The organism is Nitrosomonas limosa, assembly GCF_054188085.1.
Genome location: NZ_CM135180.1, coordinates 318,749 through 333,985 on the forward strand (window position 1 = coordinate 318,749; position 15,237 = coordinate 333,985).

The window sequence follows — 15,237 nt, forward strand, 5'->3', positions numbered from 1 at the left end:
GATTATGGAATTAAACCCGGACATTGATCCGCAAGAAACTCAGGAATGGCTGGATGCGCTGGATTCGGTGATTACGCATGCGGGTGGCGAACGCGCTCATTTTTTGCTGGAAAAATTGATCGAGAAAGCCCGCCGTTCGGGTGCTTATCTGCCTTATAGCGCCACTACCGCTTATATCAATACCATTCCAACCGGAAAAGAAGAACGTTCACCGGGCAATAACGCCATTGAACACCGCATCCGCTCGTACGTGCGTTGGAATGCCATGGCGATGGTATTGCGTGCTAACAAAAAAACAAATGTAGGCGGTCATATTGCCAGCTTTGCATCGGCGGCTACCTTATATGATGTCGGTTACAATCATTTTTGGCATGCCCCCTCCGAGGCCCATGGCGGTGACTTGGTTTACGTGCAAGGACATTCTTCCCCAGGTGCCTACGCCTATGCATTTCTTTCTGGAGAACTAAGCCAGGCGCAACTGGATAATTTCCGCCAGGAAGCCGGCGGTAACGGATTATCGTCGTATCCTCACCCGTGGTTAATGCCGACATTCTGGCAATTCCCAACAGTTTCAATGGGATTAGGCCCTTTGATGGCGATTTATCAAGCCCGGTTTATGAAGTATCTCGATAGCCGGGGATTGATCAATCGTACCAAACGCAAGGTCTGGGCTTTTATGGGCGATGGCGAAATGGACGAACCCGAATCGCTCGGTGCTATCCCTCTGGCTTCGCGGGAAAATCTCGATAACCTGATTTTTGTTGTCAATTGCAATCTGCAGCGATTGGATGGTCCTGTCCGTGGTAACAGCAAAATCATTCAGGAATTGGAAGGCGCATTTCGTGGCGCGGGCTGGAATGTCATCAAAGTGATTTGGGGATCTTATTGGGATCCATTGTTGGCGAAAGACACCAAGGGTTTGCTGCAAAAACGCATGATGGAATGCGTCGATGGCGAATACCAAAACTTTAAAGCCCGGGATGGCGCTTATGTGCGCGAACACTTTTTTGGCAAATACCCTGAGCTGCTGGAAATGGTTGCCAATATGTCGGACGATGATATCTGGCGGCTTAATCGTGGCGGACATGATCCTTATAAAGTTTATGCGGCCTATGCAGCGGCTGCCAAACACACGGGTCAGCCAACCGTAATATTAGCTAAAACGATCAAGGGATATGGCATGGGGGAAGCGGGTGAAGCCCAGAACATTACCCATCAGCAGAAAAAAATGGGAACAACCTCGCTCAAAGCGTTCAGGAATCGCTTCGGCTTGGATATACCGGACGACCAGATCGACGAGATACCCTATCTGACTTTTGCCAAGGATTCTCCCGAATTTAAGTATATGCAAGAACGCCGGAATGCGCTGGGCGGGAGTTTTCATCGGCGCAAAACATCAGCGCCCTCGCTTCAAGTGCCGCCGTTATCGGCATTTGAGTCGCTACTCAAAGCCAGCGGCGAAGGCCATGAATCCTCGACGACTATGGCGTATGTGAGGATTCTGAATATCCTGGTTAAGGATAAGCAAATTGGTAAGCATATTGTTCCCATCGTCGCGGATGAGTCGCGTACTTTCGGCATGGAGGGAATGTTCCGGCAACTGGGTATCTGGTCTTCGGTAGGGCAGTTATATACGCCGCAAGACGCCGATCAGTTGATGTATTACAAAGAGGACAAGCATGGACAGATTTTGCAAGAAGGAATCTGCGAGGCCGGTGCCATGTCTTCCTGGATAGCCGCGGCGACATCGTATAGCACGCATGGTATTCAGATGATTCCTTTTTTCATTTTTTATTCGATGTTCGGGTTCCAACGCATCGGTGACCTGGCTTGGGCGGCTGGCGATATGCGCTGCCGCGGTTTTCTGATCGGCGGGACGGCAGGACGTACGACATTAAATGGCGAAGGATTGCAACATGAAGATGGTCACAGTCACGTCGTTGCCTCGACCATTCCGAATTGCGTATCCTACGACCCGGCATTCGCTTATGAATTGGCGGTCATTGTTCAAGACGGTTTACGGCGAATGTATCAAGAACAGCAAGATATTTATTATTACATTACCGTCATGAATGAGAATTACTCGCATCCTGCCATGCCAAGCGGTGCTGAGAAAGACATTCTGAAAGGGATGTATTTGTTCAGGGAAGGCGATAAAGATAATAGCAATCCCTGCGTGCAATTGCTCGGTGCCGGTACCATTTTGCGGGAAGTCATCGCAGCCAGTGAAATTCTCCAATCCGAACACCAGGTCAATGCCGATATCTGGAGTGTTACCAGCTTCAATGAGTTGCGCCGTGAGGCTTTAAGCGTGGCACGATGGAATATGCTCCATCCAACGCAACCTGAACGGTTGTCGCACGTGGGAAATTGCTTGAATGGCCGTTCCGGCCCCGTCATTGCGGCATCGGATTTCATGAAAATATACGCGGATCAGATCCGGGAATTTGTACCGGGAAAATATCGCGTACTGGGTACGGATGGCTTCGGGCGTTCGGATACACGGCAAAAATTGCGGCATTTTTTTGAAGTGGACCGATTCTATATTACCGTGGCAACCCTCAAGGCGCTTGCGGAAGATGGAAAAATTTCCCGGCAGCAAGTGGTCGATGCGATACAAAAATATGGCATTGATCCGGAAAAACCTGATCCGGTGATTAGCTGACGCTATGAAAAACGCAAAAGAATAGCGTTTTTTCATCAAATTCACGATGATCTTAGTTTTAGACGCGTATTTCAAGGATAGCCTGTGGCGGAAATAAAAAAAGTCTTAATTCCTGATATTGGCGATTTTAAAGATGTGCCTATCATCGACATCCTGGTGAAGCCTGGCGATACCGTCAATATGGAAGATTCGCTGGTGACGCTGGAATCTGACAAAGCTACCATCGAGATCCCTTCGCCTCATGCCGGTGTGATTCAGGAAATTTTTGTCAAAGCCGGTGACAAGGTATCCGAAGGGAATGCTATCCTCACTATCGAGATAACCGATGGTACGCAAGCGACTGCTGGCCAACCCGGGGAGGGGGTCGTTTCTCGGCAAGCGGATACTGCTTTATCCGCACCTGGAAACCCACCGGAAGCGGCTCAACAAATTCCCAAACCGCTACCACCGGTCACAACCACTTACCCTGTCGCTTCCAAAGCACATGCCAGTCCGTCGATCCGGCGTTTTGCACGGGAACTTGGCGTGAATCTCGACTGGGTGACGGGCAGTGGCCCTAAACATCGCATACTCAAGGAAGACGTACAAGCATACGTGAAAGCGGAGCTTGCGAAATCCAAGTCAAATGGCAATGGGGTTGCACTTGATTTGCTGCCTTGGCCTCAGGTTAATTTCGCAAAATTTGGCGCCATTGAAATACAGTCTTTGACGCGTATTAAACAAATTTCCGGCGCGAATTTGCATCGAAATTGGGTGATGATTCCTCATGTAACCCAGTTTGATGAAGCGGATATCACGGAATTGGAAGCTTTACGCAAAGAATCGAATGAGAACGCCAAAGCTAATCCTGTGAAATTGACGCTTTTGGCTTTTCTAATGAAAGCTTTGGTTGCACCGCTGAAAAAATTTCCGGAATTTAATGCGTCTTTGGATAAAAATGCCGAAGGTGAACTCAATCTGATCATCAAACATTATTATCATGTTGGTTTTGCAGTTGATACCGCCAATGGCTTGGTTGTGCCGGTGATTAAAGATGTTGATCAGAAAGGAATCATATCGATTGCGGAAGAATTGGCTCGATTATCGTCGCAGGCTCGTGAAGGTAAAATCAAACCTGCCGACATGCAAGGCGCCAGTTTTACCATTTCAAGCCTCGGCGGAATTGGTGGAACGGCGTTCACTCCGATTATCAACGCTCCAGAGGTTGCAATACTAGGGATTTCAAAAGCCAGTATTAAGCCGGTTTTTCGTGATAATCAGTTTATCCCGCGCTTAATGCTGCCATTATCGCTATCGTATGATCATCGTGTCATTGATGGCGCTACCGCAGCAAGGTTTACCACGCATTTGTCGGAAGTGCTGACGGATATGCGTCTGGCTTTACTCTAATGGTTTCTCGCATTGTTTAGATGAAAGGTGCCAATTATCAATAAACTGCCTTTAATCGGCATCTATGGCGGAACATTCGATCCTATGCATTACGGTCATTTGCGGATTGCTGAAGAACTATGCGATACGATCGGTTTCCAGAAAATTTTCTTTGTACCTTCCGGCTTGCCTCGCCTTCGACAGATACCCGCAGCATCCAGAGAGCATCGTGCGGCAATGGTGCGCTTGGCAATCGAGGGTAATCCCAGATTCGAATTGGATACGCGTGAAATCAACCGGACAGGCGTGACGGCAACGGTGCAAACTTTACGTGAATATCAACATGAAGCAAGGACTGATGCCGCATTTTGTTTCATTTTAGGAATTGATGCCTTTATTAAGATTGATCAATGGACTGAATGGCTTGAATTATTCAATCTATGCCATTTTATTATTGTTGCTCGCCCAGGCTTCGCTTCGTTAACGGAAACTCAGCAATTTTCTGATGATGTTCAGCGCGAATATTTATCCCGCCGCGCTGTGAAGGTTTCTGATTTAGCACTTCAATCCAGCGGTTTCATCTATACTGCACAAACCTCGATGCTGGATATATCCGCGTCGCAAATTCGAACATTACTCTCTGCCGGCAAGAGTATTCGCTATCTGCTGCCAGAGGAGGTGTACGACTATATTAAATGCAATCGGTTATATACCTGAACGATATGAATTCTAAAGAACAAATGACAATAGTGATTGATGCGCTGGAAGAAATTAAAGCGCATGATATTGAGGTCATCGACGTCGCCAAAATCACCTCCATGTTTGAATACATTGTTATTGCCAGCGCCGATTCCACCCGGCAAACAAAAGCGCTTGCTAATAATGTGCAGGAAAAAATCAAAGCCGCCGGCGGAAGAATTTACAGCGTGGAAGGCGAACAAACCGGGGAATGGCTATTGGTTGATCTAGGGGATGTAATCGTGCATATCATGCTGCCGGCCATTCGTGATTACTACAACTTAAAGGCTCTATGGTCGGGCCAGGCGGCTGCTTCGCCGGATACCCCGTGATAATTGGTAATCATGAAATTATTCATCATTGCTGTTGGAAATAAACTGCCTGACTGGATCAGCAACGGTTTTAGCGAATATATCAAGCGGTTGCCAAGAGAAATCATGATTAATCTGATCGAAGTCAAGCCTGAGAAACGGACTGCCGGAAAGTCGATCGAACAGCTATTATCGTCGGAATATCAAAGAATTAAAATAGCAATGCCGCCGCATTGCCAAATCAAAGTACTCGATGAACGGGGGCAGCATTGGTCCACCAAAGAATTTGCGCTGGCTTTGCAAGAATGGATGGTTCGAGGCGATCCGGTGGCGTTTGTCATCGGTGGCGCCGATGGTCTTCACCGCGATATCAAAAGTGGCGGTAACGAATTGATTGCGCTATCGAAACTTACTTTGCCGCACGGGCTCGCACGGGTATTGTTGGCAGAACAGCTCTATCGTGCGGTATCGATTATCAAAAATCATCCCTATCATCGGGATTGATTGTCGTCAATTCCAGCGAATCATGAGGAATCCTTTTTATTGTAAGATCCGGGAACCGGTTGATCGCAACCGCCGCTTAATGTTTTTATGATTGTAACTTGCACTCGCTATGTTTCAAGATAATCAAATATACCTTGCTTCCAGAAGCCCCAGAAGACGCGAATTGTTAAGACAAATCGGCGTGAAGTTCAATTTATTGATGATGCGTGAAACAGTCGGCCGCGCCATCGATATCGATGAGCAACCGCTCGATAATGAAGCACCCAAGGATTACATTTACCGGATTACGCGAACAAAAGCCAGTGAAGGCTGGAATAAGGTGTTGCAACGGCGTTTACCCATTTTTCCGGTGTTAGCAGCCGATACCGTTGTGACGATTGACGGTTGTATTATGGGGAAACCGCGCGATAAAGACGATGCCGTGATCATGCTGAAAACCTTGTCCGGGCGTTCGCATCAAGTGATGACAGCGATCGGCGTCGTGGTCAACGACGTTCTGCAAATCAGATTATCGACTTCCACCGTCCGTTTCCGTGAACTCAGTGAAAAGGAAATCCGGAATTTTGTAACCAATCATCATGTGCTGGATAAAGCGGGTGCTTATGCTATTCAAGGCATGGCGGCTGCGTTCATTGTTGAAATTTCCGGCAGTTATAGCGGCATCATGGGGTTGCCGCTCTATGAAACAGCACAATTGCTCGAGGAAGTGGGTGTCACGATCATTTGATCGCGCAAGTAACACACTATAACGATCTGAAATCGTGATTACACTGATTTATTGGATATGATTGATCACTGGCATGAGTAATGAGATTCTGGTAAACATCACGCCGCAAGAAACCCGGGTGGCGATACTCGAACAAGGGGTGACACAGGAATTACATATCGAACGAACCAGCGGTCGGGGCATCGTCGGGAATATCTATAACGGCCGCGTAAGCCGGGTGCTGCCGGGCATGCAATCGGCATTCGTCGATATCGGTCTTGATCGGGCGGCATTCTTGCATGTCGCCGATATCCGCAATTCGATGCAGGAAGGTGATGCAGTCAAGCCGATCGAGAAACTCCTGTACGAAGGCAATTCCATCGTGGTGCAAGTAATCAAAGATGCGATCGGCACCAAAGGAGCGCGGTTATCGACGCAAATCAGCCTGGCCGGGCGGCTGCTGGTCTATTTACCGCAAGAATCCTATATCGGAGTATCGCAGCGGATAGAAGACAACAGCGAACGTGAAGTGCTTCGTGAAAAGCTTCAGAAAATTCTTCCTCCCGGGGAAAAGGGCGGGTACATCATTCGCACCATGGCGGAAACGGCGGATGACGATGATTTACGCGCCGATCTCGAATATTTGCACCGTCTCTGGCACGATATCGAACAGCAATCCATCGTAATCGCAGCGCCGGTATTGCTGTATCAAGACCTGGACCTGAGCCACCGGGTGTTACGCGATTTTGTCGACGACAATACCGATCGCATCCTGGTGGATTCGCGCGAGAATTATCACCGGCTGGTGCGTTTCTCCCGGAATTACATGACCAATATTGCAGAAAGAGTGACGTTATACACCGGCGACCGGCCGTTGTTCGATCTCTACGGCGTAGAAGAAGAAATCGACAAGTCGCTGGCAAAACGCGTCAATTTGAAATCGGGCGGGTATGTCATCATCGACCAGACCGAAGCGCTCACCACGATGGACGTGAATACCGGCGGGTTTGTCGGCGTCCGCAATTTTGACGATACCATTTTTAAAACCAACCTCGAAGCCGCGCAAGTCATCGCAAGACAACTGCGGCTGCGTAACCTCGGCGGCATCATTATCATTGATTTCATCGATATGGATTCCGAAGAGCATCGCAATGCGGTGCTGGCGGAGCTGAAAAAAGCACTGCAAAAAGACCGCACCCGCATCACCATCAACGGATTCAGCGCGCTCGGACTGGTAGAGATGACGCGCAAACGCACCCGCGAAAGCCTCGCGCAAGTGTTGTGCGAAACCTGCCCGACTTGCCAGGGACGCGGAGAGATCCGTACCGCCCAAACCGTCTGTTACGAGATATTGCGAGAACTGTTGCGCGAAGCCAGACAATTCGAAGCCAACGAATTCCGCATCCTGGCATCCCAGCAAGTCATCGACCTGTTTCTCGACGAAGAATCCCAAAGCCTGGCGCAGTTGGGTGACTTCATCGCAAAACCGATCAGCCTGCAAGTCGAAGAATCGTATACCCAAGAACAGTACGATGTTATTTTGATGTAGTGGCTGGCGTTATGCCTGCCATAAAGCTGAAATAAGGGGATCGAGTATCAGTCCGTAAGATGTCGGCAGGTCGGTTTGCCCGGTTTCAGGTTTGGTGAGTGGGGCCATCGCCGCTACTAGGGATTCAATTTCATGACCTTGCAAAATCGCATCTGTTGTAGTTTGAAATTGCTCAATCCGGTGCCTCGAATCAAGATACCAATCGTTGATGATTAATTTATCATTGGTACCGATGATGCTGATTTCTAGGTTATTGCCAATATGCTGGAACCAAATTTGATCCGCATTGATAGTTGGTAAAAAAATCACGCGATCGATAGTGCCCATGACTGAGTCATCTTCAAGAATCGTATCTCTACCATATCCCCTTCCAAAGATATAGGTATCGTTACCTGTTCCTCCTGCAAGTGTATCCTTGCCAATTCCGCCATCCAGCGTATCGTCTCCGATTTCACCGTATAACGTATCTGCGCCGCCATCTCCGAAAAGCATGTCATCCCCGGCCTGGCCCCATAAGACATTAGCAGCTTTACTCCCTGTGATTTCATTACCTTCTGAGTTACCGGTACCAACAGTCGCTGATGCACCGGATAATGTAAGATTTTCTAAGTGGTTTTCAAGCGTATAAGCGACCGATGCGATTACCGTATCATGGCCGCCGGTAAATTCTTCAATTACCGAGTCGTCCGGATGATTGACGATGTAAATATCATCGCCATCGCCACCGTGCATGACATCTGCCCCGTCCTTGCCGTTGAGGGTGTCGTTGCCGGCATTGCCAATCAGTATGTTGTCAGCGCTGTTTCCGGTCAATTCATTATCCAGTTCATTGCCGTTGCCGGTAATTTTCTCACTTCCGGTAAGTATCAGATTTTCAACGTTGCTTGCGAGTGTGTAACTGATGCTTGATCGAATGGTATCGATTCCTTCGAAAGAATGTTCGATCACATTGTCTTCTAAATGGTCGACCCAGTAGATATCGTTTCCGGTTCCGCCTGACATAATGTCGCTGCCTTTCCCGCCATTCAACCGGTCATCTCCGCCCTTACTATCCAGCACATCATTACCGGCGAAACCGCTCAGCATGTCATGACCATTTCCGCCAGTCAGAGTATCCGATTTTGAAGTGCCGCTCAGCGTCAAATTTTGCGCCACGATATTGACCTCGAAAATATCCGATACTGCTAAATTTTCAACATCTTGAGCTGTAATCATTATGCTCAATGTACCGGATGTGGCCGGTGTTCCGCTAAAAGTACGCGTGATTTCATCAAAATGAAGCCAGGCGGGCAATGGATTGCCGTCCGCCAGTAAGGCGTCAAACCTTAGCGTATCACCTTCGGGATCAATGAATGAGGCGGGATCAACCGAAAAATTAAACGCTGTTCCTTCAATAGCGGATTGATCCGGGATAGCAGCGAGTAACACCGGTGCTTGGTTGCTATTCGCCAGTATGGCTTTAACTGTCGCCAGATCCCAGGTTGCACCATTTTCATTGAATTTAATTTGTTCAACGGAAAAGGGCGTAGTGCCATCGTTTTCCAAGTAATTCCGGACAGTGAGGGTATCGTGAGTACCGATGATAGTTAGTATTAGATTATTACCGGAACGACTGAGGCGTATATCATCGGGGAGAATTCTGTAATCCAGTAGAATCGTATCCACCTTACCGGCGTCCGTGTCATAGCTGTTAACTGTATCGTGACCGGAATTCTTGCTGAACAAGTAGACATCATTACCACTGCCGCCTGTTAGAGAATCATTACCGGTGCCGCCATTCAGTACATCATCACCACCGTTGCCATCCAGCGTATCGTTTCCACCTTCGCCATAAATCACGTCATTTTTATTCTGGCCGGCGATGCTATTATCGGTATCTTGCGGATTGAGTGCCGACACCGGTGTTGCAAGTGCAAGCAGTTCCGGTAATGTGAATACCGCATCGTCATCAAACTGTATACGTTCAAGCCCCATACCCGGCAAATCAGTCGAGTTCGGCAAAACGATTTCGACGCCACCGCCCGCCCACGACATGATAAGAGTGGCGTGCATTGTTTGGCTGTACAATGCGTCGGCAAATTCATCAGCGGCACCTTGCCAGTAATCACGCGCTCCCTCGACTACACGTTGCCCCCAAGTAAAGTCGATATGATCCGGATCAACACCGAATAATTGCAGAGTATCCTGTGCAATCGGACGTGACTCGAGCCGGTTGCTCAAATATAGATAAGAATCGAAGGTGTCGGCGCCGGTGTTTTTGATTTGCCATAATTGCGTTCCGGAATCCCAAATGGTATCGACACCGGGTTCTTCTGCAAATACCACATAAGTATCCTGGCTGAATCGGCCATCGAGGTAATCGCTACCGTCGCCACCAATTAAGGTATCTCTCGCGTTGTTCCCATACAATTTATCGTTTCCTGAGTTACCGTAGAGAAACCCGCCAAGATTTTGTGCTATATCGGCAAAATAAAACACTTCATCATTGAGCCGAATTTTTCCGGAAGCATAAAGGGTATCGTTTCCATCACCGCCGTCGATCAGAGAGATTTCACTTCCGCGGATCAAGTCGCTCTGGCCGCTACCGTCATTAGACCGATAGTGATTTCCTTTCTTAAAACCCTCGATGATATTATCCCCGGCGCCTCCCTCAATACGCTCAATTTGCATATCAATCGTGCCAGTTGTTTGCAAAAAGCTCCGAATCGCATCGGGTGTTTCCGGAAGCCGGTTGTCAGTAATAAAGCCTATCAAGGTTTCACCGTCATAAACAGGACGCATGCCGTTGATGCTTGTGACGCCTATCGGCAGACCTTGATTATTGGTGATTCGATGCCATTCGTGAATCGAAATGAATTGCTGCTCGAATGGTGGTAGTTCTTCCGGAGTCTCCGGGGGCGGTGATTGGATGAGATTGACTGTAGCAACGGAAGAATCCAAGCTGTCAGATTGGCGGTGAATCATCGGCGTATCAGTTACATTGTCGATTATCGTAAAGCGATGTTCAGTAATGCTGGCCTCATTTTCTGAAATCCAATGCGCACGATAAGTTGTTTCATCGATTCGTGTATATAATCCAGAACGCGGATCTTCCGCATTATTTTTCAGATCATTTACCCATTGCGCGTGTGCCGCATCCAGAAAATTCGTTTTGAGTTGCGTGATATCGATGATCGGCTTCGGTTTGGATAACCACTCTGCCAGATCCGCGACGACATCATTATCTGCGTGAATAATCCAGATTTGTTCTGATTGAAAATAATCTTTGAGCGTCAGTGCTGTGCCGCCGCCTCGTAATGTCAAGATCAAATCATTAACGGCTCGCATGTGCCGTAAATCTTCCAATGACGTATTTGCAGTCAATTTTATATGGTTCGTACTTGCCGGGCCCTCGATGATTACATCGTCGTCAAGCGAATTCCAACCGAACAGATAGTTATCGACGCCATCGCCTCCAAACAATAAATCGTTACCTCCATTACCTTCCAGGCTATCGTTACCCGCGTACCCTTCGATATGATCATCCGCAGCCGTGCCTGTTAAGATGTCATCACCCATTGTGCCACCGAGAACGCCGGTAGCAAGCACAGTCATTTCGCTGGCATCTATAAGCGAAAAATCGCTTAGTCGCAATGCTGCGACATTGGGTCCTTGGGTGAACCAGTCTTTGAAAAGAATACTGTCTTGAGTGCCTTCAATCCGCATCATCAGGCTGCTGTCGGCCAGCTTGAAGAATTGGAGATCTTCCGCTTTGATACCCGAACCCAATTGAACGATATCACCAGCGGCATCTTCCGCAGTTGCGGCAGTGATAGTATCGGCACCGTCACCGCGATTGAACGCATACCTGTCATCGCCGCTGCCGCCTGCAAGAAAGTCGGCGCCGGTGCCGCCTTGCAACGAATCGTTACCGGCTTGCCCGAATAGCGCATCGTTGCCTGATCCACCCATAAGCTTGTCATCGCCGCCGCTACTTAGGAGATAATCGTCACCGCCGTAGCCGTTAATGGTATCGTTGTTGCGGCCACCTTGAATTAAATCAGCGCCTTTGCCGCCATATGCTTTTGTCACCGATTGTTCAGGATTCCCGTCAAAGGTGGATAAATTCAAAACAACCGCCTGGTGCAAGTTCTCACTCACCCAGGTTTCCAAATCGATTGAACTGCGCCCGTGATCAAACTGGAATTGCGCGTTCATGCCATAAAGCGCATTTTGCAGATCCAATGTGCCGCCGGTACTGAGGGAAATTTGCAAGGTATCAGTTTCACCTGACCAGGTAAGATCCATGAACCTGTTCGAAGTTGTGGCGCCGGTAGTTGATGCAATCAGATCCTGAAGTTTGGCATTGAATTTAACGCCAAAATGCGCTTGAGGAACGGCGGTATTAACCTCGGCAAGCAAAATCGTATTCTGGCCTTCCAGATCGCTGATAAGATCGCCAGCTTCAACATCAATGTAAGTATCATTGCCCACACCGCCGAATAATCTATCATTTCCAGTGCCGCCAACCAGAGTATCGTTACCGCCGCCGCCACTGAGCAGGTCGTCATCGTTTCCGCCGTCGAGATAATCATCACCCTGGAATTGCAGTGAAATGCCATTGTCGTCGCCAACCAGGATATCTTTTCCAGCGCCACCGGCCAAGTAATCGGAACCTCCGGATCCGATTAGATGATCGTTACCGTTACCACCGCTTAAATAATCGTTACCATGCAGCGATGGATCAATTCTCGTATGGTGATTATCACCGAATAACGCATCATCGCCGTCTTGTCCCATCAGCGTATCGTTGCCGGCGTCGCCGAAAATAACGTCACTGTCAGAGCCGGCGTCGACAAAGTCGTTACCGCCACCTGCGAAAACCCAATCTTTACCGGTACCGCTTGAAATCACATCGTCACCACCCGAAACCGCGGCGGTTTCGGCAGGCGATACGTTGAAATTGTAATCCCGGTAATAAGTGGTTAATTTGTCCTTGGTATCGGTTGATCGAGTGATTTTCCAATCGCGATCCGCCAGTTCAATGTTCCGGTCGCTCTCAATCGTGTCATTGCCGCCTAATCCAATCAATATGTCATTTCCAAGACCCCCCATTAAAATATCGTCTCCGGCATCGCCAATAAGTGTATCGTTACCGATATGACCATCCAGCAAATCACCTCTTTTACCATTGCCGGTTTGCGTGTTGCTGAGCATATAAGCCGTATCTAAATTGTATTCGGTATCCGCGTACAGGCGATCGTTGTGTAAATTTCCTTTAACGATATCGTTGCCATCACCTCCCAGCATGATGTCATCGCCAATACCGCCTGCCAGAACATCGTCTCCGCTGCCGCCTTCAATTCTATCCTTGCCGTCTTTGCCATCGATTTCGTCATTACCTCCGCGGCCCCGGATATGATCGTTTTCAGCGCTACCGTACAGATAATCTTCACGATCCGGATCTTCTTCAGAACCGACAACGATATTATCGAGATCATCGTATTTAAGGGGATCTTTGGGTTTCAGATCACCGGTGATGATACGATCCAGAACCGGCGTGTCGGCAGGGGTATTACCCCCAAGAGAGATACCTAATTTACCGTCACTCCAATTTTTAATTCTTACCCTGGCGCTGTTACTGGAGCCGACAAAGCTTACAAACAAATCATTGGATCCGTTCTCTTGCGCTACGAGGAGATAGACCAAATCGTTTTGCATATCCATCCATGATTCACCCACTTTGATCCAATCGTTATTGTTATTGACGCCGCTTCTACCTTGTGCGATCAAAGAACCGAATTGAATGGCACCAAGTCCATCGGTATCCAATACCGTGTCGGTGCCATGACCGGGGTTGATGATATAAACATCCGAGCCGGTGCCGCCCTCCATATAATCGTTGCCTTCGAGGCCTTTCAGCGTGTCGTCTCCGCCGCCGCCGTACAAATGATCTTCTACAGCGGAAGCGGCGGGGTTGTCCGCATCCTCTCCGCCAAAGAAATAACGTGGTGTATTGACGGTTAATTCACCTTGAGAAATTTTGTAACCGGAAGTGACATCTTCAAAATAATCATTGATGTTTTGAAAGCTATGGTTACTTGAACTGAACGTAACCGACGAATCCAGCGGATTCTTGTCTTCGATATTGAACCAATTCTTGCGAATCAACATCGTCATGCGGTCGACCAGGTACGCGGAAGTCAGCGCGCCAACCCCCGATACCGGATCAAAACGCGCTAATGCATCGTTGCCGTTAAAAACACTGTAATCGAGGTTTTCTCCTTCCAATATGAAAGGATTCAGCGCAACCAGCGCGAAACGTGCCGCCAATCCCTGTTGGTCACTGCTTTCCAATTTGGCGATGAAATCGCTCGGAGAAAGATCGGATAGCAAGGTCAATTGAGCTTTCCCTGCCAATTCTTTAAATTTGGTACTGTTTTGCAGCTCATAAAGATTTGCATAGAATTTGTCGCGATTACCTGTTTCCGTTTTCTGATTCTCAGCCAACGCGATCTTGCCGTCCGCGGGATTTAAAATAACGATGCGCAACGCATCGAGCGCGGTTTCCAGCGTTTTACTGTTCGATGCCCCGATGACATCCTGGGTCGAACCGAACGCATCGATCAGCGTGGTGAGCTTCGGTAATTCCAGAGTGGGAGCAAGTTGCGAATAAACTGAGTAAACGGCCAAGGCATCGGTTAACACTTGCTGGCTATGATTGCGCGCTCCGGGAGGATCGCTGATGTCGGAAGCCATTTGGTCTTCAATTAAAATATCAACCGGCGGAGCGGCGTCGAAACCCAAACCTGCGATCGGGCTTGGGCCTGCAGTTGCAATAATATTACTGATTTTGGATTGATCGTAGGTAGGCGCGAGACCCATCCAGTCAAGCACGGTATTGATGAAAGATCCTGCGAAACCACCCAGTCCCGGCGCATTGTAAAGATAAGCATGCGAAACATTGCCGGCAAAATCCGGATCATCAACAAGACCAATTGCCAGAAAACCACCCATGCTGTGGCCGGTGACAGTGAACGTAGAAGGTAACGTGCCATCGTTCAACCATTCTGTAACTTTGACTTTAAGACTATTGTATTGCGGATGCAGTTGGGTGCTGCCAAACAGCATGATGTCAAAGACTCCGGTAGCAAAGTCTCTGATATCATTAGCCTCTGTTCCACGCACGGCAACGAAAGTCTCTCCAGAAACCTTATCGGCAAAAACCGTTGCTGAGAGGCCGGTGGCGTTATCGTTGAACTGCTGATCAACTATGCGGTATTTGGAAATGAAAGCATCGGCTTGTATGTCGGAAAATCCCGCAATCTTTAATTCATCTTTAATATCAGCGCCTGTTACTAGATTAGCGTAAGCAGCCAAAGACAACTCTGCATGTTTAAAAAGTTCTTCACTCATC

Annotated in this window: 8 protein-coding genes; 7 read left to right on the plus strand and 1 reads right to left on the minus strand. The window is 48.4% G+C overall.

The window, feature by feature from the left end; translation table 11 throughout:
* The first annotated feature begins 4 nt into the window (after positions 1 to 4).
* The 7 genes from aceE to rng all read left to right on the plus strand — a co-directional run bounded on the left by aceE (position 5) and on the right by rng (position 7,841).
* Complete coding sequence (aceE, locus tag ACV7NC_RS01405) at positions 5 to 2,665, plus strand: pyruvate dehydrogenase (acetyl-transferring), homodimeric type (protein WP_458153650.1); 2,661 nt, start codon at positions 5 to 7, stop codon at positions 2,663 to 2,665.
* Positions 2,666 to 2,749: 84 nt separating this feature from the next.
* A complete protein-coding gene (gene aceF / locus ACV7NC_RS01410) occupies positions 2,750 to 4,054 on the plus strand; it encodes a dihydrolipoyllysine-residue acetyltransferase (RefSeq protein WP_458153651.1) in 1,305 nt (434 codons plus the stop codon).
* Between the two features lie 27 nt (positions 4,055 to 4,081).
* Positions 4,082 to 4,750, plus strand: a complete 669-nt coding sequence (nadD, locus tag ACV7NC_RS01415; RefSeq protein WP_458153652.1) for a nicotinate-nucleotide adenylyltransferase — start codon at positions 4,082 to 4,084, stop codon at positions 4,748 to 4,750.
* 5 nt (positions 4,751 to 4,755) lie between these two features.
* Entirely contained in the window at positions 4,756 to 5,103 is a 348-nt protein-coding gene (rsfS, locus tag ACV7NC_RS01420; protein WP_458153653.1) for a ribosome silencing factor, read from the plus strand.
* Between the two features lie 12 nt (positions 5,104 to 5,115).
* Positions 5,116 to 5,586 (plus strand): 23S rRNA (pseudouridine(1915)-N(3))-methyltransferase RlmH, encoded by a 471-nt coding sequence (gene rlmH / locus ACV7NC_RS01425; RefSeq protein ID WP_458153655.1) that lies wholly within the window; start codon positions 5,116 to 5,118, stop codon positions 5,584 to 5,586.
* A gap of 109 nt (positions 5,587 to 5,695) precedes the next feature.
* The gene (locus ACV7NC_RS01430) at positions 5,696 to 6,313 is read left to right on the plus strand and encodes a Maf family protein (RefSeq protein ID WP_458153656.1); all 618 of its coding nucleotides are present in this window, start codon (positions 5,696 to 5,698) and stop codon (positions 6,311 to 6,313) included.
* Positions 6,314 to 6,386: 73 nt separating this feature from the next.
* Positions 6,387 to 7,841 (plus strand): ribonuclease G, encoded by a 1,455-nt coding sequence (gene rng / locus ACV7NC_RS01435; RefSeq protein ID WP_458153657.1) that lies wholly within the window; start codon positions 6,387 to 6,389, stop codon positions 7,839 to 7,841.
* 9 nt (positions 7,842 to 7,850) lie between these two features.
* On the opposite strand, the gene ACV7NC_RS01440 is transcribed toward rng, so the two are convergent.
* Positions 7,851 to 15,236: a calcium-binding protein gene (locus tag ACV7NC_RS01440; RefSeq protein ID WP_458153658.1), complete on the minus strand. Its 7,386-nt coding sequence runs from the start codon at positions 15,234 to 15,236 to the stop codon at positions 7,851 to 7,853.
* Between the last annotated feature and the right edge of the window lies 1 nt (position 15,237).

What these genes read in the sequence shown, in the direction of transcription:
- aceE (WP_458153650.1), top strand. Translation starts at nt 5, where the DNA reads ATGGAATTAAACCCGGACATTGATCCGCAAGAAACTCAGGAATGGCTG.
- rsfS (WP_458153653.1), top strand. Translation starts at nt 4,756, where the DNA reads ATGAATTCTAAAGAACAAATGACAATAGTGATTGATGCGCTGGAAGAA.
- rlmH (WP_458153655.1), top strand. Translation starts at nt 5,116, where the DNA reads ATGAAATTATTCATCATTGCTGTTGGAAATAAACTGCCTGACTGGATC.
- ACV7NC_RS01430 (WP_458153656.1), top strand. Translation starts at nt 5,696, where the DNA reads ATGTTTCAAGATAATCAAATATACCTTGCTTCCAGAAGCCCCAGAAGA.
- rng (WP_458153657.1), top strand. Translation starts at nt 6,387, where the DNA reads ATGAGTAATGAGATTCTGGTAAACATCACGCCGCAAGAAACCCGGGTG.
- ACV7NC_RS01440 (WP_458153658.1), bottom strand. Translation starts at nt 15,236, where the DNA reads ATGAGTGAAGAACTTTTTAAACATGCAGAGTTGTCTTTGGCTGCTTAC.